Source organism: Thermobifida alba, from assembly GCF_023208015.1.
GTDB classification, from domain to species: Bacteria; Actinomycetota; Actinomycetes; order Streptosporangiales; family Streptosporangiaceae; genus Thermobifida; species Thermobifida alba.
In genome coordinates this window covers 4,599,434-4,622,102 of the sequence record NZ_CP051627.1, presented here as the reverse complement: position 1 = coordinate 4,622,102, position 22,669 = coordinate 4,599,434, and the positions used below count along the sequence as shown (strand labels likewise).

21 protein-coding genes and 2 tRNA genes are annotated in these 22,669 nt (G+C 72.1%); 8 read left to right on the top strand and 15 right to left on the bottom strand.

Features of this window, described 5'->3' with window-relative positions; genetic code table 11:
• The first annotated feature begins 4 nt into the window (after window positions 1–4).
• Window positions 5–715 carry an ABC transporter ATP-binding protein gene (locus FOF52_RS20705; protein WP_248591561.1) on the top strand — a complete coding sequence of 237 codons (711 nt, stop codon included), beginning with the start codon at window positions 5–7 and terminating at the stop codon, window positions 713–715.
• A gap of 95 nt (window positions 716–810) precedes the next feature.
• Here the strand turns inward: FOF52_RS20705 and FOF52_RS20700 are convergent.
• Window positions 811–884: transfer RNA gene (locus FOF52_RS20700), tRNA-Met, on the bottom strand.
• A 266-nt stretch (window positions 885–1,150) separates the two neighbouring features.
• Between FOF52_RS20700 and FOF52_RS20695 the strand changes: the two genes are divergently transcribed.
• Window positions 1,151–1,636: a DUF4383 domain-containing protein gene (locus FOF52_RS20695; protein ID WP_248591560.1), complete on the top strand. Its 486-nt coding sequence runs from the start codon at window positions 1,151–1,153 to the stop codon at window positions 1,634–1,636.
• 70 nt (window positions 1,637–1,706) lie between these two features.
• Here FOF52_RS20695 and FOF52_RS20690 read toward each other — a convergent pair.
• Together FOF52_RS20690 and FOF52_RS20685 are read right to left on the bottom strand one after the other, a co-directional pair.
• Window positions 1,707–1,780 (bottom strand) — tRNA-Met (locus FOF52_RS20690).
• Between the two features lie 136 nt (window positions 1,781–1,916).
• Complete coding sequence (locus tag FOF52_RS20685; RefSeq protein WP_248591559.1) at window positions 1,917–4,934, bottom strand: UPF0182 family membrane protein; 3,018 nt, start codon at window positions 4,932–4,934, stop codon at window positions 1,917–1,919.
• A 374-nt stretch (window positions 4,935–5,308) separates the two neighbouring features.
• On the opposite strand from FOF52_RS20685, the gene FOF52_RS20680 reads away from it, so the two are divergent.
• On the top strand, window positions 5,309–5,830 hold the full coding sequence (locus FOF52_RS20680; RefSeq protein ID WP_248591558.1) for a PPA1309 family protein: 522 nt from the start codon (window positions 5,309–5,311) through the stop codon (window positions 5,828–5,830).
• Between the two features lie 88 nt (window positions 5,831–5,918).
• Here the strand turns inward: FOF52_RS20680 and FOF52_RS20675 are convergent, their stop codons facing one another.
• The 3 genes from FOF52_RS20675 to FOF52_RS20665 form a co-directional block, all read right to left on the bottom strand.
• Window positions 5,919–6,962: a YlbL family protein gene (locus tag FOF52_RS20675; protein ID WP_248591557.1), complete on the bottom strand. Its 1,044-nt coding sequence runs from the start codon at window positions 6,960–6,962 to the stop codon at window positions 5,919–5,921.
• Window positions 6,963–7,018: 56 nt separating this feature from the next.
• Window positions 7,019–7,450 carry a molybdenum cofactor biosynthesis protein MoaE gene (locus FOF52_RS20670; protein ID WP_248591556.1) on the bottom strand — a complete coding sequence of 144 codons (432 nt, stop codon included), beginning with the start codon at window positions 7,448–7,450 and terminating at the stop codon, window positions 7,019–7,021.
• An 85-nt stretch (window positions 7,451–7,535) separates the two neighbouring features.
• Window positions 7,536–8,606, bottom strand: coding sequence for an NAD-dependent epimerase/dehydratase family protein (locus FOF52_RS20665; RefSeq protein ID WP_248591555.1), 1,071 nt, complete (start codon window positions 8,604–8,606; stop codon window positions 7,536–7,538).
• A gap of 115 nt (window positions 8,607–8,721) precedes the next feature.
• On the opposite strand from FOF52_RS20665, the gene FOF52_RS20660 reads away from it, so the two are divergent.
• The 3 genes from FOF52_RS20660 to FOF52_RS20650 all read left to right on the top strand — a co-directional run bounded on the left by FOF52_RS20660 (window position 8,722) and on the right by FOF52_RS20650 (window position 12,116).
• Window positions 8,722–10,131: a zinc-dependent metalloprotease gene (locus FOF52_RS20660; RefSeq protein ID WP_248591554.1), complete on the top strand. Its 1,410-nt coding sequence runs from the start codon at window positions 8,722–8,724 to the stop codon at window positions 10,129–10,131.
• Window positions 10,128–10,685 (top strand): NUDIX hydrolase, encoded by a 558-nt coding sequence (locus FOF52_RS20655; protein WP_248591553.1) that lies wholly within the window; start codon window positions 10,128–10,130, stop codon window positions 10,683–10,685. Before FOF52_RS20660 ends, FOF52_RS20655 begins: the two co-directional genes overlap by 4 nt.
• Before the next feature lie 129 nt (window positions 10,686–10,814).
• Window positions 10,815–12,116, top strand: a complete 1,302-nt coding sequence (locus FOF52_RS20650) for a cryptochrome/photolyase family protein (protein ID WP_248591552.1) — start codon at window positions 10,815–10,817, stop codon at window positions 12,114–12,116.
• On the opposite strand, the gene FOF52_RS20645 is transcribed toward FOF52_RS20650, so the two are convergent.
• The 6 genes from FOF52_RS20645 to FOF52_RS20620 all read right to left on the bottom strand — a co-directional run bounded on the left by FOF52_RS20645 (window position 12,089) and on the right by FOF52_RS20620 (window position 17,672).
• Window positions 12,089–12,733, bottom strand: coding sequence for a glycosyltransferase family protein (locus FOF52_RS20645; RefSeq protein ID WP_248593955.1), 645 nt, complete (start codon window positions 12,731–12,733; stop codon window positions 12,089–12,091). The genes FOF52_RS20650 and FOF52_RS20645 overlap by 28 nt on opposite strands.
• A 30-nt stretch (window positions 12,734–12,763) precedes the next feature.
• Window positions 12,764–13,324 carry a M48 metallopeptidase family protein gene (locus tag FOF52_RS20640; RefSeq protein WP_248591551.1) on the bottom strand — a complete coding sequence of 187 codons (561 nt, stop codon included), beginning with the start codon at window positions 13,322–13,324 and terminating at the stop codon, window positions 12,764–12,766.
• Between the two features lie 486 nt (window positions 13,325–13,810).
• On the bottom strand, window positions 13,811–14,089 hold the full coding sequence (locus tag FOF52_RS20635) for a WhiB family transcriptional regulator (RefSeq protein WP_248591550.1): 279 nt from the start codon (window positions 14,087–14,089) through the stop codon (window positions 13,811–13,813).
• A 208-nt stretch (window positions 14,090–14,297) separates the two neighbouring features.
• Window positions 14,298–14,531 (bottom strand): hypothetical protein, encoded by a 234-nt coding sequence (locus FOF52_RS20630; protein ID WP_248591549.1) that lies wholly within the window; start codon window positions 14,529–14,531, stop codon window positions 14,298–14,300.
• Window positions 14,532–14,697: 166 nt separating this feature from the next.
• Window positions 14,698–15,594 (bottom strand): acyl-CoA thioesterase II, encoded by an 897-nt coding sequence (tesB, locus tag FOF52_RS20625; RefSeq protein ID WP_248591548.1) that lies wholly within the window; start codon window positions 15,592–15,594, stop codon window positions 14,698–14,700.
• On the bottom strand, window positions 15,591–17,672 hold the full coding sequence (locus tag FOF52_RS20620) for an ATP-dependent DNA helicase UvrD2 (protein ID WP_248593954.1): 2,082 nt from the start codon (window positions 17,670–17,672) through the stop codon (window positions 15,591–15,593). The genes tesB and FOF52_RS20620 overlap by 4 nt, the downstream gene beginning before the upstream one ends.
• 401 nt (window positions 17,673–18,073) lie before the next feature.
• On the opposite strand from FOF52_RS20620, the gene FOF52_RS20615 reads away from it, so the two are divergent.
• Window positions 18,074–18,334 (top strand): mycoredoxin, encoded by a 261-nt coding sequence (locus FOF52_RS20615; RefSeq protein WP_248591547.1) that lies wholly within the window; start codon window positions 18,074–18,076, stop codon window positions 18,332–18,334.
• A 66-nt stretch (window positions 18,335–18,400) separates the two neighbouring features.
• Window positions 18,401–18,895: an ANTAR domain-containing protein gene (locus FOF52_RS20610; protein WP_248591546.1), complete on the top strand. Its 495-nt coding sequence runs from the start codon at window positions 18,401–18,403 to the stop codon at window positions 18,893–18,895.
• A 35-nt stretch (window positions 18,896–18,930) separates the two neighbouring features.
• On the opposite strand, the gene nudC is transcribed toward FOF52_RS20610, so the two are convergent.
• From nudC to FOF52_RS20595, 3 genes are all read right to left on the bottom strand, one after another.
• Window positions 18,931–19,911, bottom strand: coding sequence for an NAD(+) diphosphatase (gene nudC / locus FOF52_RS20605; RefSeq protein WP_248591545.1), 981 nt, complete (start codon window positions 19,909–19,911; stop codon window positions 18,931–18,933).
• Window positions 19,911–21,308, bottom strand: coding sequence for a dipeptidase (locus FOF52_RS20600; RefSeq protein ID WP_248591544.1), 1,398 nt, complete (start codon window positions 21,306–21,308; stop codon window positions 19,911–19,913). Before FOF52_RS20600 ends, nudC begins: the two co-directional genes overlap by 1 nt.
• Window positions 21,309–21,436: 128 nt before the next feature.
• Window positions 21,437–22,192, bottom strand: a complete 756-nt coding sequence (locus FOF52_RS20595; protein ID WP_248591543.1) for a VIT1/CCC1 transporter family protein — start codon at window positions 22,190–22,192, stop codon at window positions 21,437–21,439.
• Between the last annotated feature and the right edge of the window lie 477 nt (window positions 22,193–22,669).

Here is a 22,669-nt window from a genome sequence, read left to right as displayed (position 1 = left end):
CCCGGTGGACGATCTCTTCGCCTTCGAGGAGCCGGAGGTTCCGTCCGGCCCCCTGTTGCGCCTGCACGACCTGCGGCGCAGTTTCACGGTCTCGGGGACCACGATCGACGTTCTCAAGGGATGCTCTCTGGAGGTCGCCCGGGGCGAGGTCGTGGCCGTGGTCGGACAGTCCGGGTCGGGCAAGTCCACGCTGCTCAACATCATCGGGCTGCTGGACAGCGCGGATTCGGGAGAGCACCTGTTCGACGGTGTCGACGTGTCCCGGCTGCGTGAGGGGCAGCGGGCCCGGCTGCGCAACGAGCGGATCGGTTTCGTGTTCCAGCAGTTCCACCTGCTGGAGCGGCGCAGCGCACTGGCCAACGTGAGCGTCCCCCTGGTGCTGGCGGGGGTGCCGCTGGTCCGGCGCCGTGCGCTCGCCCGGCAGCTGCTGGAGTCGGTCGGACTGGGGGAGCGCCTCTCCTCCCAGCCGCACCAGCTGTCCGGCGGTGAGCAGCAGCGGGTGGCGCTGGCCCGGGCGTTGAGTCTGAACCCCGCGCTGATCCTCGCCGACGAGCCCACGGGCGCCCTGGACCGGGACAGCAGCACGATGATCATGGACCAGTTGCTCGGCCAGGCCCGTTCCCGCGACACCGCTGTGATCGTGGTGACCCATGATCCGGAGGTGGCCGCCCGTGCCGACCGGACCGTCACCATCGTCGACGGGGTCATCCGCTAGCCACCGCGGCCCCCGGGCTCTTGGACGTTTCCTCCCCGGGCCGCCGACACGACTCGGGCCGACCGCGATACCGCGATCGGCCCGAGTCCGCTGAGTAGCGGGGACAGGATTTGAACCTGCGACCTCTGGGTTATGAGCCCAGCGAGCTACCGAACTGCTCCACCCCGCGTCGGTGTGCTCACCACATTAGACGCGGTTTCCAGCAGACGCAAATCAGGAACCGCGGCGGCCCCTCCCGCCCCCGCCGGCCGCATAACGCCCCACCCCGGGGGTAGAGGGGACACGCCGACACCGGCAGACGGACAGCACGTCCCCCGCACGCTCTCCCCGGACCCTGCTGACCGCCGACCGGCGGCGATCCGCGCCGCCCTCCTGCGACGGCACGTCCGACGCACACAACGGTGAACGACGATCATCACTGTGAGGGAGAAGCAGATGTCAGTTCCCGGAGCAAACCGTGGCTTCTCGGCCTTCGACTCCCCGGTCCAGAAGGCGGCGCTCGCGTTCAGCGCGGTCTTCCTCCTGATCGGTGTCCTGGGGTTCATCCCCGGCATCACCACCAACTACGACCAGATGCAGTTCGCCGGACACCACTCCGAGGCGATGCTGCTGGGACTGTTCCAGGTGTCGGTGCTGCACAACATCGTCCACCTGTTGTTCGGGGTCGTCGGCCTGGCCCTGGCCAGGTCCTTCAACGGGGCCCGGGGCTTCCTGATCGGCGGCGGCCTGGTCTACCTGGTGCTGTGGCTGTACGGCCTGGTCGTCGGCGAGGAATCGGCGGCGAACTTCGTGCCGCTGAACAACGCGGACGACTGGCTGCACCTCCTGCTGGCCATCGGCATGCTCGCCCTGGGGTTCTACCTGGGACGGCGTTCCGTGGGCGCAGGACCGAAGCGCACCCCGGCGGCTCCGCGCATGTAGGGAGGAGCGTGGAAAACACCGTGGCCCCCACGATGTCGTGGGGGCCACGGTCGTGCCCGGGGCACTGTCGTAGCGGGGACAGGATTTGAACCTGCGACCTCTGGGTTATGAGCCCAGCGAGCTACCGAACTGCTCCACCCCGCGTCGGTGTTTCCCAACGTTAGCGCGCTCCGGCGCCAACGCCAAATCGATTCCGCCGCGGGGCGCCCGGCTCCGGGGCTCCCGCGGTGGCGTGGGGAGCGGCTCCCCACGCCACCGCGGCCGGACCGGTGGGGGAGGGCTACTCGCCCCCTCCTCCGTCTCCGGCTGCCGCCTCGGCGCGGTCCAGCGCCTCCTTCAGCCGTTCGTTGGCCTCGCCGTAGGCCGCGAAGTCGCCTTCGCGCAGCGCGGTCTGGCCGTCCTCGTACGCCGCGGCGGCGTCCTCCAGGGCCTGGGCGAGGTCGCCGTCGGCCGGAGCCTGCTCGCCCTCCTCGGCGGTCCCCTCCTCGGTCGTGGGCTCCTCCAGCGGCGCCTCTCCCCCGTCGAAGAGGTTGTTCAGCGCCTCCTGGAGGTTGCTGCCGATGGCGACCTGGTCTCCGAAGCCCACGAGGACCTGCTGCAGCAGCGGGTAGGAGGCATCGCTGCCGCCGGCCTGCACGTAGAGCGGTTCGACGTAGAGCAGGCCGCCCGCGAACGGCAGGGTGAGCAGGTTCCCGTAGGTGACCTGGGCGGAACTCTGCTCCAGGGGGAGCAGCACCTCACGGACCTCCGCCGAGGACTGGAAGGTGTTCTGGATCTGCCCCGGCCCCTGGACCGCGGTGCTCCGCGGCAGCTCCAGGACGCGCAGCTGGCCGTAGCCCTCGGAGGTGGCGTCGCTGTTGACCGCCATGAACGCCGCCAGGTTCTCCCTGCCCCGCGGAACGAAGGTCGAGGTCAGCGAGTACATGGGCGCCTCGTCGCCGGGGAAGCGGATGGTCTGGCGGTAGGGCGGCTCCGGGTTCTCCCCGGCCTGGGGCTTCGGGTCGTTCGGAACGGTCCAGAAGTCCTGCCCGCCGTAGAAGGCGTCGGCGTTGGTGATGTGGTAGCGCTCCAGGATCTTGCGCTGCACCTTGTACAGGTCGTCCGGGTAGCGCAGGTGCGACAGCAGGGTGTCGCTGATCTCACCCCGGTCGGTGACGACTCCGGGGAACGCCTTGGACCAGGTCTGCAGGACCGGGTCCGTCTCGTCCCAGCCGTACAGGGTCACGGTGCCGTCGTAGGCGTCGACGGTGGCCTTGACCGAGTTGCGGATGTAGTTCACCTGGTTGCCCGGCAGCGCGTTGACCGCCGTGGTGTTCTCGGTGAAGGTGTCCGTGGTGGCCTGGGCCAGGTCGATCGGGGTGGAGTACGGGTACCGGTCGGAGGTGGTGTAGGCGTCCACGATCCACACGATCTTGCCGTCCACCACCGCCGGGTACGCCTTGCCGTCCACGGTGAGGAAGGGAGCCACCTTCTCGACGCGCTCGGCGGGGTCGCGGACGTAGATGATCTGCGACTCGTTGCTGATCGCGTTGTTGAGCAGGATGTTGACTTCCTGGTACTTCACCGCGTACATGAGCTTGTCGAAGAAGCTGCTCAGCTGTACGCCGCCCGCGCCGTCGTAGTAGTTGTTGGCCTGCCCGCTGCCCCCGCCGGGCTGCTCGGAGGAGCCGGGCTGCTCCGCTTCGGGGCTCGGCTGCTCCTCCTCACCCGCCTGCTCCTGCGCGGGCTGCTCCTCCTGGCCGTCGGCGGGCGCCCTGGCCTCGTCGGCCTCGGGCGAGGGGGACGGCGTCGGGGTGACCGCGTCCTCGGTCGTGGGGACCTCCGGCGCCTCGGAGTCGACCGGGTAGTCGTACTCGGCCTCGGCGTTGACGATCACGTAGTCGGCGCCCTCGCGGCCGAAGTAGATGCGCGGCTCGTAGCCCTCCCCGGTCTGGGACAGCTCACCGGTGGGCGGGATGTTGTACTCCAGGAACACCGGGCGGCCCTCGGAGTCCACCTGGTTGCCCGCGGCGGCGACCATGCCGAAGCCGTGGGTGTAGACCAGGTGCCGGGTCAGCCACCGGTCCTCCTGGCTGGGCGGGCCGTCGAGCTCACGGGCGGCCACGATGGTGTCGACCGTCTCGCCCTCCGAGGTGGTGTAGCGGTCGACCTCCAGGACCTGCGGGAACTGGTAGAAGCCGCGGACCTGCTGGAGCTGCTGGAAGGTCTGGGAGACCACGGCCGGGTCCACCAGGCGCACGCTGGGGATGGTCTCGGCCTCCGCGGCCAGTTCGGAGGTGGTCAGCTCGGTCTGCGCGTCGTAGTCGATCACCTCGATGTCGTCGACGCCGTACGCGCTCCGGGTGGCCTCGATGTTGCGCTGGATGTAGGGGTTCTCCAGCCGCTGCTCGTTGGGGGAGACCGTGACCTGCTGGACGATCGCCGGGTAGACGCCGCCGATCAGCACCGCGGAGAGGAGCAGCAGCCCCAGGCTGACCAGCGGCACCATGGCGTTCTTGAAGTAGATGTTGGCGAAGAACAGCACCGCGCACACCAGCGCGATGATGAACAGGATGATCTTGGCGTACAGGACCGCGTTGACGTCGGTGTAGGAGGCACCGAAGGTGTAGCCGCGAGTGGAGAAGACCAGGCCGTACTGCTCCAGCCAGTAGTCGGCGGCCCGCAGCAGCACGAAGACGCCCAGCAGGACGGACAGGTGCACGCGGGCCGCCGGGGTGACGCGCTGCCCCTGCGACTGCAGTCGCACCCCGCCGTACAGGTAGTGCACCACCACACCGGCGATGAACGCGATGACCACGGCGGTGTACAGGTAGCCGAGGAGCACCTGGAGGAACGGGTAGACGAACGTGTAGAACGAGATGTCCCACCCGAACTGGGCGTCCTGGGAGCCGAAGTCGGTGGAGTTGGCGAACTGCAGGTAGGTCTGCCACTCGGCGGTCGCGGAGGCCCCGGTGAGCAGCGCGAGGCCGCCGACGAGCCCCCAGAAGAAGACCTTGCGGTGGGGGTCGATGGAGGACCGGTAGCGGTCCAGCCCCTGCTGTTCCAGGCTGAACGGCCGGTAGGCGGGTCTGGTCCGGTAGGCGAAGTAGACGCTGAGGCCGACGGCGAGGGCCATCAGCAGCGCTCCCCCGACGAAGAGCAGCGCCCGGGTGCGCAACTCCGTCCAGAAGACCGTGGTGTAGCCGACCGAGTCGAACCACCGGTACTCGGTCCAGAAATTCGCGGCGAACATGATGCCCGCGATGATGACGACCACGGCCGCGCCGACCGGCGCGAGCAACCGGGACCGTCGGGGCATGCGCGCGGTCGGCGCGCCTGGCGATCGGAAGCTCACGCCTCCCCCTCGTTCCTACTGGTTATCGTTGCACTGGTCCCCGGGAGGAACCGGAGGCGGACCGGGCCGTACGGCCGTCCGCCCTCGCCTCCGCCGGGGGACTCGGTGCTGGTCGAATGTGCGGACATGGCGTCCCCTATACAGTGGCAACTTACCGAGACCCCGTCGGGTTCCCGCTTCACCGCGTCGAAACCTGGCCGAGACGGCTTCGACACCCCGTCCGCGAGGATGGCTGAGTCCCCTGGGACGACCCTTCACCTCGACCATACTTCGCACCGCACGGGAACGTGTGCCGATCCGTCCCCCGACAACCGCTCCGAGGGCAGGAGACAGAACAGGTGTCCTTCAACATTCGCGAAGCCGTGCTGAGCCTGGAACGCCACGCGTCCGAGCAGGGATGGGACCAGCCCATCCGGATGTACGCGCTGGTGCCGACCGCCGACCTGGTGGCGCGGGAGCCCCACCTCGCCGAGATGCTGGGCCTCCCCGGGGAGGCGGACCCCGGCGACCTGACCCCGGTGGAGCAGGAGCCGCTGCCCGGCGACGTGCCGCTGGAGGAGGTCCTGGGCAGGATCATGTGGCCCGAGGCGGTGGCGGGCTGCGCGCTGGTGATGGAGCGGCTGGTCGTCCGGGGGTCGGACGAGACCCTGGACCCGCCCCGGGAGGGCGACGCCGCGGCCTGGGCCAGGGAGCAGCCGGGGGCCGAGGAGGTCCGCATGGTGGCGGGTGTGCTCCGGGACGGCGGCCGGTACTCGGCCCTCCGGATGCGCGCCCACGACTCCGCGGACCAGGTGCTCAACGGGGAGGACCTGATCCCCGGCCTGACCGCGGCGCTGGCCCTGACCTTCGAGGAGGACTGACCGGGGCGGCGCGGGCCGACGCGCCGGCGGTGCCGAGAGGCCGCGGGGCGCGGCCGGGCGGGCCCACCGGGGCGGCGCGTCCGGTGGGTCAGCAGCGGGGGAGCGCGTCGGTGTCGCCCGCGCGGATGGCCTCCAGCGCGTCCACGGCCTCGCCGAGCGTCTCCACCCGGACCACCTCGATCTGGCCGGTGACCGCGGACTCGAAGGTCTGGTCGCAGCTCTCCGCGGCGACCAGGAAGTACTCGGCGCCCTCGCGTTTGGCGCTGACCATCTTCTGCTGGACCCCGCTGACCCCGCCCACGTTGCCCTGGGGATCGATCGTCCCGGTGCCGGCGATCCGGTGCCCCCCGGTGAGCCCCTCGGGGTCGAGCCGGTCCATGATCCCCAGCGCGAACATCATCCCCGCGCTGGGGCCGCCGACCCGGCCGACGCTGATCTCGACCTCGAAGGGGAAGGTCATGTCGGTCTCGACCGTGACACCGATCACCGGCTCCCCGGCGCCGGACTCGACGGTGCCGACCTCGACCTCCTCCTTCCCGCCGTCGCGTTCGACGAGGAGGCGGACCGGGTCTCCGGGGGAGCGGTCCTTGACCGCCGCCACCACCTCGTCCTTGTCGGCGACGGGCTCGCCGTCGACCTCCACGATGACGTCGCCCGGGCGCAGGACCCCCTCGGCCGGGTGGCCCTGGCTGACCGTGTGCACCGTCGCGGCGGTCTCGTAGGCGATCCCCAGCTCGTTGAGCGCCGCGGCCACGGCCGCGTCCTGGGAGTTGTCCATCTGGGCCGCCTGGGTCTGGGTGACCTCCTCGGCGCTGGTGTCGGGCGGGAACACCGCCTCCTCCGGCAGCACGGCCTGGCTCGGGGACAGCCACGCGCTCAACGCGGTGAACAGGTTCATCCGCGCGTCGGGGCCGCCCGAGTACTGGACGGTGACCATGGACAGCGCTCCGTCGTGCTCGTGCACGGGGTGCCCCTCGATCTGGATGACCTGCTCCCCGTCGAGTTCACCGAGCGTGTTCAACGCCAGCCCGGGGGAGGCCACCACGTACGGGACGGGGACGGCCAGCGCTGCGAGCGTGAACCCGACCAGCAGGACCGCGGACACGATCAGAGTCATCGCACGACGGAGCATGGCCGCAAGCCTATGCGGACCGGCCTTCCGCCGTGACACCGTGGCGGGGTCGGGCGTCAGCAGGCCCCCACCCATTCGCTGTCGCCCCCGGTGAACGTCTGGTGCTTCCAGATGGGCACCTCCGCCTTGATGTCGTCGACGAGCCGGCGGCAGGCCGCGAACGCCTCCTCCCGGTGGGAGGCCGCGGCGGCGACCACGACCGCCAGGTCGCCCACCGCGAGGTCGCCGACGCGGTGCAGGGCCGCGACCCGGTGGAGGGCGCCCTCCCCGGCGTCGGCCACGACCTTCTCCATGACCTCGCGCATCCGCTGCCCGGCCGTGGGATGGGCGGAGTAGGACAGCGCGGTCACCCCGCGACCGCGGTCGTGGTCGCGGACGGTCCCGACGAAGAACGCGGTGCCTCCCGCCCGGGGGTGTGCGACGGCCGTGAGGACCTCGTCGACCGAGAGCGGGGTGTCGCGGATCTCCGCGAGTGCGATGGCTTCCACGCCCCAGACAGTACCAATCGCCCCCGCGGACGCGCCGACACGCCGCGGGGGTGTGGACGGCGCGGCGCGCCGGGACGGCCCAGCCTCAACTCCTGCGCCGTTTGCGCAGGTGGTGGGCTGCGACCGCGGTTCCGATCGCGGCGACCGCCGCTCCGGCCGCCCCGGCCGCGGTGATGGTGACCTCCTTGCGGCCGAGGGTGCGGCCGACCAGGGCGGGGGTGCCGGAGCGGTGGTCCAGCAGCGTCCGCAGCGCCCCGACGTTGTCGTGGGCGGGGCGCCACCCCGCCTCGTGCAGCGTCGCGCAGTCCACCACGCACGGGTAGACCAGGAACTTCAGTTCGCTGGCGGGCGCAGGCGTGATGCCCACCCGGTGCAGTCGCTGGGTGGCGCCGAAGGCCAGGTTCGCGGGGAGTTCGAAGGAGCGCATCTGGGCGATCTCCTCGACCTCCGCGTGGTCGAGGAAGCCGTCGCAGCCGACGGCGAGCGCCCCGCCCTTGCCCTCGGTCTCGGTGCGCACCACGAAGGCCAGGGCGCTGGCCAGGTCCTCGACGTGGCAGAACTGCCACTTCGGCGCGCACCCCTTGACGGTGAGCAGCCGGGGCGCCGAGAAGTGCCTGCTGAGCAGGGTGTCCATGCCGGGGCCGACCAGCGGGGCGGGGCGCAGCACGGTGACCGACAGCCCCGGGTGGGCCCGGCGGGCCAGGGCCGCCAGCTCCTCGATCTCGACGAGGTCGCCGACCAGGCCGGGTTCCGCCTCGCTCTGGAACGGAAGGGTCTCGTCGAGCGGGACCTCGTTGTCGGGGGCGGCCCCGTAGACCATGGTGCTGGTGACGAGGACCACCCGGGGGACCCGCTGCGCGGCCGCGGCGGTCAGCACGGTCTGGGCCGCGCGGATGTTGTGGGTACGGCGTTGCCGGTGCGGAGTCTCCAACGAACGGTCGACGTCGGTGTGGACGAGCACGTCGACCCCGGTCAGCAGGGTCGCCAACCGCGGGTCGCACACGTCGGCGACGTGCCAGGAGACGCCGTCGGCATCCCCCCGCCGCGAGTCGATGCCGACGACTCGGGCGATTCTCCTGGAACCCTCGTCGGTCAGCAGACGTTCCACCAGTAGACGGCCGACGCCGGAGGCCGCGCCCGTCACCGCGACGACCAAGCCTTCGGTGGACCGGCTGTGCTGTGGGCGAACCTGGCCAGATTGAGTATTCACTCCGGGCGGCTCCCAGCTAACGTGACAGTGGAGACGTTCCTATCCTGCCCGAGGTCTGATCGTGAGCGACCTACCTTTCGGTTTCAGCATGTCAAACGATCCGGACGACGAGTCCGGCCGTGGCCCGAACGATCCCGGCTCGGGGGCCGGCCGAGGCGGCTCGGGCGGTGATTTCCCCAATATGCCGCCGGGCGGCTTCCCGTTCGGGGACCCCCAGCAGATCGCCCAGATGCTCCGCCAGTTCGCCGACATGATGTCCGCCGCGCAGCCGGCCTCCGGACCGGGGCAGGAGTCCGGTGCGGGCGGGGTCAACTGGGCTGCCGCCACGAACATCGCCCGGCACGTCGTCTCGCGGTACGGCGACCCGAGCGTCGGCCCGGTCCACTACGCGCAGGTCCAGGAGGCGCTGCGGCTGGCCGACCTCTGGTTGAACGAGGTCACCGCGCTGCCGTCGGGACTGCACACGATGGAGGCGTGGAGCCGGGCCGAGTGGGTCGAGAAGACCATGCCGACGTGGGCGAAGCTGTGCGAGCCGCTGACCGGGCGGGTCGTCGAGTCCATGGGCCAGAACCTGCCGCAGGAGATGGCGGCGATGGCCGGTCCCCTGCTGGGGATGCTCCGGCAGATGGGCGGCGCGCTGGTCGGCCAGCAGGCGGGCCAGGCCATCGGCGAGCTGGCCCGTGAGGTGGTGGGCTCCACCGACGTGGGGCTTCCGCTGGCGGGCGAGGGCCGCGCGGCGCTGCTGCCCGAGGGGGTCAAGGAGTTCGGCGAGGGCCTGAACGTCCCGCTGGACGAGGTCCGCCTGTACCTGGCGGCCCGGGAGGCCGCCCACCACCGGCTGTTCGGTCATGTCCCGTGGCTTCGCTCCCACCTGTTCTCCCTGGTCGAGGAGTACGCGGCGGGCATGTCCTTCGACGCGAGCGGGTTGGAGGAGCGGCTGGGCCGCCTCGACATCACCAACCCCGAGTCGTTGCAGGAGGCCCTGTCCAGCCTTGAGGGCCAGGGGCTGTTCCAGACCGAGGACACCCCGCGGCAGAAGGCGTCGCTGGCCCGCCTGGAGACGACCCTGGCACTGGTCGAGGGCTGGGTGTCGACCGTGGTCGACGCGGCGGTGTCCCAGCGGCTGCCGCAGTCCGCGGCCCTGGGCGAGGCGCTGCGCCGCCGCCGGGCCTCGGGCGGTCCGGCGGAGCACACCTTCGCCGCCCTGGTGGGGCTGGAGCTGCGGCCCCGCCGGCTGCGCGACGCCGCGGCGCTGTGGGGCGCCCTCACCGAGGCGCGCGGCATCGACGGACGCGACGCCGTCTGGGAGCACCCCGACCTGATGCCCTCCGGCGCGGACCTGGACTCCCCGGACGCCTTCGTCCGCGGTCCCGACTCCTCCGAGCACCTGGACCTGTCCCGGCTGACCGAGGACCCGTCGCCCGAGGAGCGGCGCGGCCAGGACGACGGAGACGACGAGGACGGCCGTTGAGCCTGCACGCCGACGCCCGCGCGGTGCTGGCGTCCTGGACCGCCCCGGACCCCGCCCAGGAGCAGCTGCGCCGCGCCTACCTGGACCACCTCGACCGCTATCCGGACGCCCTGTGGCGGTCCTGCCGGCCGGGGCACCTCACCGCGAGCGCGGCGGTCCTGGACTCCTCCGGGAGGCGTACGGTGCTCACCCTGCACCGCAAGATCGGACTGTGGCTGCAACTGGGCGGGCACTGCGAGCCCGGCGACTCCTCGCTGGCCGCGGCGGCGCTGCGCGAGGCCACCGAGGAGTCGGGGATCCCGGGCCTGCGCCTGCTGCCCGTGCCGGTCCGGTTGGACCGGCACGCGGTGCCGTGCGGCGGCGGGTCGTGGCACCTGGACGTGCAGTACGCGGCGATCGCCCCGGCGGGCGCTGAACCCGTCCTGGACGCGGCCGAGTCCGACGCTCTGGCCTGGTTCGACGTGACCGCGCTGCCCGAGCCCTCCGACGACGCCTGCCGCGCCCTGGTCGCCGCGGCCGTCCGGGCGGTCCGCGCCGCCGAGGGGGTGCGCTGACCCCGGGGCCTGCCGGTCCCGGCTCCCGGACGCGGGTTGTCCACAGCCGCCCGGAACGCGTGGTGCGGGCGGCTGCGGTTCCGGTTCACTGGGTGGGCGCAACCGGATTCCGCGCCCCTCGGAGGAACCGTGTCCACGATCGTCGTCCTGTTCACCCGTGATCTCCGGCTGTCCGACCATCCCGCCCTGCACGCCGCCGTCGCCGAGGCCGACCGGGTGGTGCCGTTGTTCGTCCTCGACCCCGCCCTGTTGCGCGTCTCGGCGCGCAACCGGATCGCCTACCTGGTCGAGGCCCTGGCCGAGCTGCGCACCCTGCTCCGCGAACGCGGCGGGGACCTGGTGGTCCGGCGGGGCGACACGGCGGCCGAGACCGCCCGTGTGGTGGCCGAGACCGCTGCCCGGGCGGTCCACCTCAGCGAGGACGTGGGCGCCGTGGCGGTGCGGCGGGAACGGCGGCTGTCGCAGGCCGTGGGCGCCTCGGGGGCGCGGCTGCGCACCTTTCCGGGGGTGACCGTGGTGCCGCCGGGCTCGCTGCGGCCCGCGCACGGCGACCACTACCGGGTCTTCACCCCCTACCTGCGCGCCTGGGAGTCGGCCCGGTGGCGTGCCCCGCTTCCCGCCCCCGAGCGGATCGCCCTCCCCGACGCCCTGGCTCCGGGGCCACTGCCCGGACCCGACCTCGTCCGCACCGGGATCGGAGTGCTGTCGCCGCACCGGCCGCGGGGCGGGGCCGGCGCGGCCCGGGCCCGGCTGCGCGCGTGGCTCTCCGCAGCGGCGCACGCCCGGGGCCGTCCCGGCTCCTCCGCCGCGGAGGAGGACTCGCGGCTCGGCTGCCACCTGCGGTTCGGCTGTGTCTCCCCGCTGGAGGCGGCCCTGCTGGCACGGGACCGGCCCCACGGTGCGGCGTTTCTGCGACGGTTGGCGCTGCGGGACTTCCACCACCAGACCGCCCGGGCCTTCCCCCGGCTGAACCGGGTGGACTGCCGCCCCGGGCCGACCCGCTGGCGGCGTGACGACTCCGGGTTCGCGGCCTGGTGCTCCGGCACGACCGGGGTGCCGATCGTGGACGCGGGCATGCGCCAACTGCTGCGGGAGGGGTATCTGCCGGGGCGCGTCCGCACGATCGCCGCCGCCTACCTGACCCGGGTGCTGCGCATCCACTGGAAACGGGGGGCGGACCACTTCCACTCCCTGCTGGTCGACGGTGACGTCGCCGTCAACTACGGCAACTGGCAGCAGGTCGCGGGCACCGGGGGTGTTCCGCGGCCCGCGCACCGCTTCGACCCGCTGCGGCAGGCCCGGCGCTACGATCCCGACGGCGTCTACGTGCGCCGTCACGTGCCCGAACTCCGCGGGATCGCCGGAGGCCAGGTCCACGACCCGCCTCTGCCGCGCCCCGGAGGCTATCCGCCGCCGCTTTCCCGGCCGTGAGGCCGTCCTGTCGACGCCGCCGGTGCGAGCAGCGCGCGGGTCGCCTCCCAGCCCTCCAGGCCGGGGTCGAGCGCGGCCAGGTCCTCGGGGCTGCGGATGCGGTGCCATCCCGGTGCGGTGGCCAGGGCCCGACCGTCGGGGCAGGCCGCGGCCAGTTCGCGGACCGCGTCGGGGTGGTCCAGGGTGGCGGGGGCGAGCCATCCGGGCAGGGGGAGTCGCACGGCCAGCGCCACCAGACCGCCGCCGCGGGCCGGGCAGAGCGCCGCCTCGGCGCTGCCCAGGGCCCGGAAGAGTGCGCCCACCAGCAGCGGCGGCAGGTCGGGGGCGTCGGCGGCGAGGAACACCGCCTGGTCGACACCGCTGTCGGTGAGCACGGCGCAGGCGTCGCGGAGGGGATCGGCGGCGCGCACGGCGAACACCGGGGTGTCCGGCCAGGTGAACTCGGCGGCGCGGGCGGTGAACCCGGCGTCTCCGCAGCAGGCCAGCGCGGTGCCGCTCAACCGGACCTCGGCGGCCGTCTCGTAGACGTCCTCGGCCATCGCCAGCCGGAACTCGACGGGGTCGACCTCCGGCGGGCAGGCCGGGGACGGTTCGGCGGTCACGACGACCACGGTCATGCGTCTCACGTCGCGCTCCAGGAGGCTGGGTCAGTCCCCTCCGTCGTCCCCGGTGTCCGGGGCGTGTTCGTCCCGTCCCCGCTCCTCGGCGATCAGCCGCGGTGCGTCGCTGACGCCTTCCAGGTAGCCGCGGGCCCGCTCGCTGCGGGGATAGCGGTTCACGAGCTGCCAGAACTCCGGTCCGTGGCCGGGGACGGCGAGGTGGGCGAGTTCGTGGATGAGCACGTAGTCGACGACCCAGCCGGGCATGCGCGACAGCCTGCGCGAGATCCGGATCGATCCGTCGGCCGGGGAGCACGAGCCCCAGCGGGTGTTCTGGTTGTCCACCCACCGCACGCTGGAGGGGCGCACCTGTCCGCCCAGGTAGCGTTCGGCGAGCTCCAGCGCCCGGGTGCGCAGCGCCGTGTCGCTGGGGCGGCGGTGCGCACCGTTGCGCAGCCGTCGCAGCATGAGTTCCACCCACCGCTGCTCTTCGGCGGCGGACAGGCCCGCCGGCACCAGGACGACCGTCCTGTCCCCGTCGCGATAGGCCGAGACGGTCCGCCGACGACGGGAGCTCCGGCGCACCTCAACTCGCGGTTCTGGAGGCACGGTTTTCACGTTAGCCCAGAGTCGTGCGGCCCTCCGGGGGCGAGGGCGCCGTCCCGGCCGGATCGCCGTGACCGTGTCCGGCAGGAACGCGTGTCCCGCACCGCCTCGGGTGCTCCGGACCGGTGGCCGTTTTCCGTTCCCTTCCGCCGGGGCCGATTCCGGCCACGTTCGAGTGTGTCGAAAATCTCTTTTTCTGACAGGGCGATAGGAGGAGGTGGGACGGTCGTGGACCGTCCCACCCGTTCGGCGGTGACAGCAGCGGCGTCAATACCGGTGTGTCACCCGTGTTTGTACGGTCTGCCTCTCGGTACGGCGCCGCTCCCGCAGCAGGGCGCGCAGCTGCCGGGCCCCGATTCGGCGGCGTTGACGTTGTGCTCCGAGGTCGGAGGTTCTCTGCTGGGACCGGTTGAATTCGTGCAGCGGCATGGTGGCTCTCTTTCGTGGCTTGGTCGTGGGGCGTCGTGGACAACCGAGAAACGCTGGAGACTACGCGGCGATCGGTTCGGCGTTCTTGCGGGGACGGCCGCGCGGGCGCTTGCGGGCGACCACCTGGCCGCTCACCAGCAGCTGTCCTCCCCACACTCCCCAGGGCTCACGGCGCTCCAGCGCACCGGCGAGGCACTGTTCCCGGACCGGGCAGTCCACGCACAGCGCCTTGGCCGCCTCGACGTCGGCCGGCGCCTCGGCGAAGAAGAGGTCGGGCTGGGAGCGGCAGGGGATCTCGACCCCCTCCAACCACGGGGACTCAAGGACCGACGCAAGCATCGGCGTCCTCCCTGTTTTTTCTTTGGTATCAACGCGGTAGGCAACAAGGACACCGGGCCTTTTCGGCCCGGTTTTCCGGGGCCTCGGCCTACACGCGTTCCGACACTTCCGCTCTTTCGCTGGAGAGGGAGGATTCGGAACACCAAAAAGGCCGCGGCCCCGTGTGTGGGGACCCGCGGCCACTGGGAGGACTACCCGGCCTGGACCGTCAGACCGGATGTCTCAGTGGACACTTCCCCACTGCGCCCCGGGGGCGCCGGGCTCCTGCAAACTGCTGCGTCTCCTGGCGGTGCTTGACGCGGAGGCTTCCCGACTCTTCCGGTTCACCGGTGGTCGAGATCCTGCCGGACGCATACGACACATTCGCGCGCGCACCACTGCCGATGGCGGTGCTCCAGGCATCGCCCATGGGCATATCGAGACCATTGATCAGCGTTGCCATTTGATCGGAGCACCTCCTTTGCTGTGCGGTCACCGGGATCTTCTCCCGTGACGGGCGCGGACTCGATGAGTTCAGACTAGAACGGGTCGCCGAAAATCGGCAACCTATTTTTGACCTGGGACAGTGTCCGGATCCGGCCGCGGAATCACCCCCGCCGCCACCGGCGTCACTCGTCGTCCACGATCCTGATGAGCCCCTCCTGGACGACCGAGCAGACCAGTTCTCCGGAGCGGGTGTAGACCAGCCCGCGCGCCAGTCCGCGCGCTCCGCTGGCCACCGGGGTCTCCTGGGCGTACAGCAGCCACTCGTCCGTGCGGAACGGGCGGTGGAACCACATGGCGTGGTCCAGACTCGCCATGGAGATGCCGGAGAAGGTGCGTCCGTGCGCCAGCAGGACCGTGTCGAGCAGGGTCATGTCCGACGCGTAGGTCATCAGGCAGACCTGGAGCAGCGGGTCGTCGGGCACCTTCCCGTTGACCTTGAGCCAGACCGGGTTCTCGGTGCGGATGAGGCTCCGGTCACGCTGCACCTCGTAGGAGAGCGGACCGACCGGGCGCCACTCGATGGGATGCCAGTCGGCCGACTTGGGCACCCGGCCGAGCACCTGGAGCAGCCGCTCCCGCATGGTGGGCAGTTCCTCGGGCGGAGGCACCTGCGGCATCGGGACCTGGTGCGACAGCCCAGGTTCGGACCGGTGGAAGGAGGCCGACAGGGTGAAGATCGCCTTGCCGTGCTGGATCGCGGTGACCCGGCGGGTGGTGAAGGAACGCCCGTCCCGAACCCGGTCGACCTCGTAGATCACCGGGACGGAGGGGTCCCCGGGGCGGATGAAGTAGGCGTGCAGCGAGTGGACGAACCGCTCCTCGGTGACGGTGCGTCCCGCCGCGACCAGCGCCTGCCCCGCGACCTGTCCGCCGAAGATCCGCTGCGGCCCCTCGGCGGGGCTGCGGCCGCGGAAGATGTTCACCTCGATCTTCTCCAGATCGAGGATGTCCAGCAGTTCCTGCAGGTCCTGGTTGGGCTCGGCGGGGTGTGCGGACTCCCGCCCCGGTGGTTCGCTCACGGCGTCTCCTCTCTGTCGGCCTTGCTGACCTGCTCGGGCGTAGCACCCGCACAGAGCGCCAGGATTGCTTCACCGTAGCGTTTCAGTTTCGCCTCCCCCACACCGGATATCCGCGCCAGCTGCGCCGTGTCGGGCGGCTCCTGCTCGGCGATCGCCTGCAGGGTGGCGTCGGTGAAGACGACGTAGGCCGGCACCTTCTGCGCGGCGGAGACCTCGCGCCGCCACTGCCGCAGCCGTTCCAGCAGCTCCTCGTCGTAGGGGGACGGGCAGTCCAGGCAGCGCCCCAGTTTGCGTTCGGCCGCCTCCAGCAGGGTCGCGCCGCACACCCGGCACCGCAGCACGCGGTCCTTCCTCCTGCGGGGTTCGCCACGCCGGCCGGCCGGGGACGGCGACTCGGGCCGCAGCCCGTCCAGGAAACGCGAAGGCTTGCGGGTCCGGCGGCCGCCCGGGGAGCGGGCCAGCGACCACGACATGTGCAGGTGCTCCCGGGCCCGGGTGACGCCGACGTAGAAGAGGCGGCGCTCCTCCTCGACCTGCTCGGGGGTCTCCGCGTAGACGATCGGCAGCATGCCCTCGGTGAGTCCCACCAGGAACACCGCGTCCCACTCCAGGCCCTTGGCCGCGTGCAGCGAGGCGAGGGTCACCCCCTCGAACCCGGGGGCGTGCTCGGTGGCCGCGCGGGCCTGGAGTTCGGCGACGAAGTCCGCGAGCCCCGCCCCGGGCCGCTGGGCGGCGACGTCCTCGGCGAGCTGGGCGAGCGCGGCCAGCGACTCCCACTTCTCGCGCGCCTGGCGGCCCTCGGGGGGCTGCTCGGTCAGGCCGAGCGGCTGCAGCAGGTGCCGGACGGTGGCGACCATCGGCGCGCCGTCGTCGCCCCGGGCCGCGCCGTGCAGCGTGTGCAGGGCCGCGCGGATCTCGGGACGGTCGAAGAACTGGGCGGCGCCGCGCACCGTGTAGGGCACTCCGGCGTCGCCGAGCGCCTGCTCGTAGGCGGCGGACTGGGCGTTGGTGCGGAACAGCACCGCGATCTCCCGGGCGGGCACCCCCGAGTCGATGAGCGCGCTGATCTTCCCGGCCACCGAGGTGGCCTCGGCGGGCTCGTCGTCGTACTCGGTGTAGGAGGGCTCGGGGCCGTCGGGGCGCTGGGCGACGAGTTCGATGCGGTGCTCGCGGGGGGCCGCGCCGGAACCGGCCGCCCGGAGCACGGTGTTGGCGACCCTGACCACCTGCGGCGTGGACCGGTAGTCGCGCACCAGCCGGACGAACGTGGCGTGCGGGTAGGCCTCCCGGAAGCCGGTGAGGTAGGCGGGGGTGGCTCCGGCGAAGGTGTAGATGGTCTGGCTGGGATCGCCGACGACGCAGATGTCGTCGCGGTCCCCCAGCCAGGCGTCCAGCAGCAGCTTCTGCAACGGGTTGACGTCCTGGAACTCGTCGACCACGAAGTAGCGGTACTGGCTGCGGATCCGCTCGGCGATGTCCGGCCGCTCGTGGATCATCGCCGCGGTGAGTTCCAGCATCGACTCGAAGTCGAGCAGGTTGTGCTCGCTGCGCAGCTCCTCGTAGGCCTCGTAGACGCGGGCGACGTCGCGCGGCGGCATCGGCGGGGTGCGCCCCTCCTTGGCGACGGTGTTCTCGTAGTCGACGGGGCGCGTCTGGGTGACCTTCGCCCATTCGATCTCGGTGGCGAGGTCACGCAGTTCGGAGCGGTCGACCTGGAAGCCGCAGGAGCGCGCGGCCGAGGCGACCGTCCTGATCTTGCTGTCGATGAGGGTGGGTCTGGGGCCGCCGACCGCGTCGGCCCAGAAGTAGGAGAGCTGGCGCAGCGCGGCGGCGTGGAAGGTGCGGGCCTGCACCCGGGGGGCGCCCAGCGCCCGCAGCCTCCCCCGCATCTCCCCCGCGGCCCGCGTGGTGAAGGTCACGGCGAGGACCTGCTGTTCGGGGACGACACCGGTGGCCACGGCGTAGGCGATGCGGTGGGTGATGGCCCGGGTCTTACCGGTTCCGGCCCCGGCGAGGATGCACACCGGGCCGCGCACCGACCGGGCCGCCTCCAGCTGTTCGGGGTCGAGGCCGCGCAGGAGCTCCTCCGCGGAGGGCGTCCCTCCCCGCGGGACGGCCGTGTCCGCCGAGGCTCCCGTCGGACGTGGCACACCCGCTCCGTCTGACCCCATGAACGCCCCTCTCCCTCCGTCCGGTTCGGTCCGGGCCCCTGCGACCGACACACGCTCCGCATCCGTCGCCGCGCCCCGACCGTCCGCCCAGCCCCTCCAGTATCCCCGTGTTCCACGGTGCGCCGGTGTCACTTCGGCGGCCTGTGGACACCGCGGTCGCCGAGGGCAATTCGTCGGAACCGCAGCGCGACCAACGGCGTCAGACAGGGCATGCGAACCGCTCGGGGAAGCGGAACGTGGTGGTTCGTGTTGGGGCAATTGGCGTCCAACGCCGAAACCAGGTGACAGCAAAGGAGAGCCGACACGCTATGGCGACCCCCACCACCGCACAGATCACCATGTACACGACTCCCTGGTGCGGCTTCTGCAAGAGACTGAAGAGCCAGCTCGCGCGCGAGGGCATTCCCGTCACGGAGGTCGACATCGAGCGCGACCCAGAGGCGGCGGAGGTCGTGATGCGGGTCAACGGCGGCAACCAGACCGTTCCGACCCTGGTCTTCGCCGACGGTACGGCGCTGACCAACCCGTCGCTGGCCGAGGTCAAGCAGAAACTCGCAGCCCAGTCGTGAGGGTGTGCCGCCGCCCGGTGCCGGGCGGCGGCACCCCACCGCCGCAGAGGTACGGGGAGGGAAGGCGTGACAACACACACATCGGCTCGCCGCGGACATGACCGCAGGACCGCAACCCGGGGTGCTCTGATCCGTCGGGAGTCGACGGGCTGGCGGGTCGACGGCACCGAGGAGGAACTCCCCGATCTGCTCAACGCCATGATCCTCGCCGACCTGCTGGCCGACGGGGTCTGGTCGACCGGCCTTCCCACACCGCCCAAGGCGACGTCCGGCCTGTCCGAGACGGAGCGGCTGCGGGTGACGGTGCTGCAGCTGGAGCACGCGCTGCGCACCCGGGTGGCGGTCGAACAGGCCATCGGGGTGCTCGCCGAACGGCACCGGATCTCCCCGCGCACGGCCTTCGAACGGCTGCGCCGCGCCGCCCGCTGCCGGGGGAAGAAGGTGGCCGTACTGGCCCAGGAAGTGGTGGACAGCACCCGCAACCCGCTCATCGCCCTTCCCGAGGAGTTGGCCCGGGAGGGGTCGGCGGTCCAGGCGCGGCAGTCGCGCCGCGCCGGCTAGGCGGGTGCCGCGCCGCCTCCCGTCCCGGCGGCCCCCTACCGGCTCGTCCACTCGCTGTGCGGGAGCCGCCCCCCGTACCAGCGTTCGATGAGCTTGTGGGCGATGGAGACGGGGCCGGGCAGCAGGATCTCGCCGCGCTCGACCGCGTCGCGCAGTTCCTCCCGGGCGAACCAGCGGATGTCGGCGATCTCCTCGTGGTCGGTGCGGGGCGCGCTGCCCACGGCCCGGGCGAAGTAGCCGACCATCAGGCTGCGCGGGAACGGCCACGGCTGCGACCCCGCGTAGACGGGGCCGGCGACCGCGATCCCCACCTCCTCGGCGACCTCCCGGGCCACGGCCTGCTCCAGGGACTCGCCGGGTTCCACGAATCCGGCGAGGACCGAGTAGCGCCCCTCGGGCCAGGCCGGGTTGTGGGCGAGCAGGCACTGTTCGACGCCGTCGACCTCCCGGTGGACCAGCATGATCACGGCCGGGTCCATCCGGGGGAAGTGCTCGCCGCCGTCCCTGTCGCAGATCCGCACGTGTCCGGCGGCCTCGATCCGGGTGGGCGATCCGCACCGGGAGCAGAAGCCGTTCTCCGCGTGCCAGTTGGCGAGCGCCACGGCGTGGGTGGCCAGTCCCGCGTCGCGTCCGCTGAGGAGCGCGCCGACACGGCGCAGCGAGGCGGGTTCGGTTCCCGGCGGGATGTCCGGCTCCGTTCCCGGTTCGGCCCGCACCGCGAAGTAGGCGGTGCCGTCGGTGTCCTCCGCCAGCAGGTAGCGCTCTCCTTCGGGGGCCTGCGCGGGACTGCGGAACACCAGTTCGGGGTGGGGGGTGCCGGTGGTGACCAGGAAGCGGGCGTGGCGTTCCAGGGCCCGCCGCCAGCCGTACCGCTCCGGGTCGCCGCGTTCCAGCACCAGGACGCGGGTGCGCTCGTCGGCCCAGGCATCGGCCAGCCACCGCTCGTCCCTGCGTCGGCTTCCGGCGCTGTCCAGCGTTCCCCGGGACAGGGCGGGGAGCAGGAGCTGTTCGTCCATCATCTCCCCCCGTCCCGGCCGCGCAGCACGGTGGCGTAGGAGTCCCACAGGTAGGCGACGGTCTCGGCGCCCTTGAGCAGCAGCGGGATCTCCACCTTCTCGTTGGGGGCGTGGATGCGGTCGGAGTTGAGGCCCGCCGCGACGAACACCAGGGGCGCTTCCAGGATGTCGGCGAGGTCGGCCTCGGGGCCGCTGCCGCCCTCCCGGGTGTAGTGGACCTCGGTGCCGAACGCCCGGCTCATGGCCTCCCGGGCGGCGCGTACCGCCGCCGAGTCCAGGTCGGAGGCGCACGGACGCACCCCGGGGCCGTGGAAGCGGACCTCGGCGCGCACCCCCGGCGGCAGGTTGTCGTGCACGTAGCGGCGGACCCGTTCCTGGATGAGCGCCGGTTCCTGGTCGGGGACGAGGCGGAAGCTGAGCTTGGCGTGGGCCGAGCGCGGCACGATCGTCTTGCCGCCCTGCCCGGTGTACCCGCCCCATACGCCGTTGACCTCGGCGGTGGGCCGCAGCCAGACCCGTTCCAGGATGCTGTAGCCCTTTTCGCCGACCGCCGCGTCGCTGGCGGCGTCGGCCAGCCATTCGGACTCGTCGAAGGGGAGTGCGGCGATGCTGGCGCGCTCGGCCTCGGAGGCCTCGACGACCTCGTCGTAGAAGCCGGGGATGGCGACCCGGCCGTCGGCGTCGTGCAGTCCGGCCAGCAGCGCGGCCAGGGCGCGCGCCGGATTGGGGGCGGCTCCGCCGAAGGAGCCGCTGTGCAGGTCGGTACGGGGGCCGTAGACGTCGATCTGGCAGTCGGTGAGTCCGCGCATGCCCACGCACATCGACGGGGTGTCCGCCCCCCACATGGTGGTGTCGGAGATCACCACGACGTCGCAGGCGAGCCGGTCGCGGTGGCGGGTGAGCAGGTCCGCGAAGTGCGGTGAGCCGGACTCCTCCTCGCCCTCCACCAGGAGTCTGATCGTGACCGGCGGGGCGTCGGCCCCGGAGGCGGCCAGGTTGGCGCGCAGGCCCAGGGTGTGGAAGAGGACCTGCCCCTTGTCGTCGGAGGCGCCGCGGCCGACCAGTTGGTCGCCGCGCACCGTGGGGGTGAACGGGTCGGTCTGCCACGCCTCGACGGGGTCGACCGGTTGCACGTCGTGGTGTCCGTAGACGACGACGGCGGGGGCGTCGGGGTCGGCCGCGGGCCACTCGGCGAAGACCGCGGGCAGTCCGGGGGTCTCCCAGATCTCGACCGTGGGGAAGCCGGTCCGCCTGAGGTGGTCGGCCAGCCATTCGGCGGAGCGGCGCACGTCGCCGTGGTGGGCGGGGTCGGCGGAGATCGACGGGATGGCGAGCCACTCGCTGAGCGTGGCGACGAACTCGTCCCGGTTCGCCTGGATGTGGGCTCGCACGTCCATCGTGTCGTCTCTCCTCTCGGTACGGCGCCGGTGCCGTACCGAGCCTACGACCGGTCGGAGCGTGCGACGGACCGCGCCCCCGCGCCTGGGGCGGCGCGGGGAGCGGCCGCCGGCGTCGTGCGGGACGGTCAGACGACGCCGGCGGTGCCGAGCAGCGACCCGATGAGGTAGGTGGCGGCCAGGGCCAACGCGCCGCCGACGGTCACCCGTGCCGCCGCGCGCAGTTGCGAGCCGCCGCCGATGCCGGCGGCCACCGCTCCGGTCAGCGCCAGGCCCAGCAGGGTCGCGCCGAACGCCACCGGCACCCGCAGTTCGGGGGGCGGCAGCAGGATCGCGAGCATCGGCAGCAGCGCGCCGACCGTGAAGGCCAGGAACGAGGCGAGTGCGGCGTGCCAGGGGCTGGTGACCTCGTCGGGGTCGATGTTGTGCCGCTCGCGCATCTGGGCTTCCAGGGCGTCGCGGGCGAAGAGCTCCTCGGCGGCGCGCCGCGCGGTGGCCGCCGAGATGCCGCGTTCCTCGTAGCTGCGGGCCAGGGCACGCAGTTCGCCCTCGGGGTCGGCGGCCAGGGCCCGGCGCTCCCGCTCGATGAGGTGGCGTTCGCTGTCGCGCTGGCTGCTGACGGAGACGTACTCGCCGAGCGCCATGGACACGGCGCCGCCGATCGAGGCGGCGAGGCCGGCCGTGAGGATCGGCCCCGTGTCGGTGGTGGCTCCGGCCACGCCGACGACGACGGCCGCGGTGGAGACGATGCCGTCGTTGGCGCCGAGGACCCCCGCACGCAGTGCGTTGAGCCGCTGTGCGAGTCCGCCGGTACGGGTCCCGCGGTGGTCACCGGTCTGCACGGTGGTGTCCGGACGTTCTGTGAGCTGCACGGTCCCCTTCATGTCTGCGCTGCGTTTCCCTTCTCCTCCGGGCCCGGGCAACGCGTCCCCGACGCGGCCCCGGGCGGTTCCCGGAACCACCGGGAAACCACCCCTCGGACTCTCTGTGAAAATAACACGGAAAAAGAAATGGAGAAAGCGGGGGAATAATGATTCCTGCCACTGAGGAAAGCCTTTGTTAACTGTTTTCAGGATAGGCGAACCAAAGTTAGGCAAGCCTGGTCGAAGTTCTTTCTCCGCGACGGCCGCGCGAGGTGCCCCGCTCCTCGACTGCCCCGAGAAAACCGGGAGGAGCTGGGCTCACGGGGCTCCGTCGGGCACACTCCGTCGGGCGCGGGCCGCTGCGGAGACCTCCCGCGCAGCCTCTTCCCGCTTTTTCTTCCGTTTTTTGGACGATACCCGGGGACAACGCGGGTACACATTTTCTCCAGGACGTCAGGAGGCGCCGGAACCCCCGCCCGGGAAAACCCAGTCCCGGTC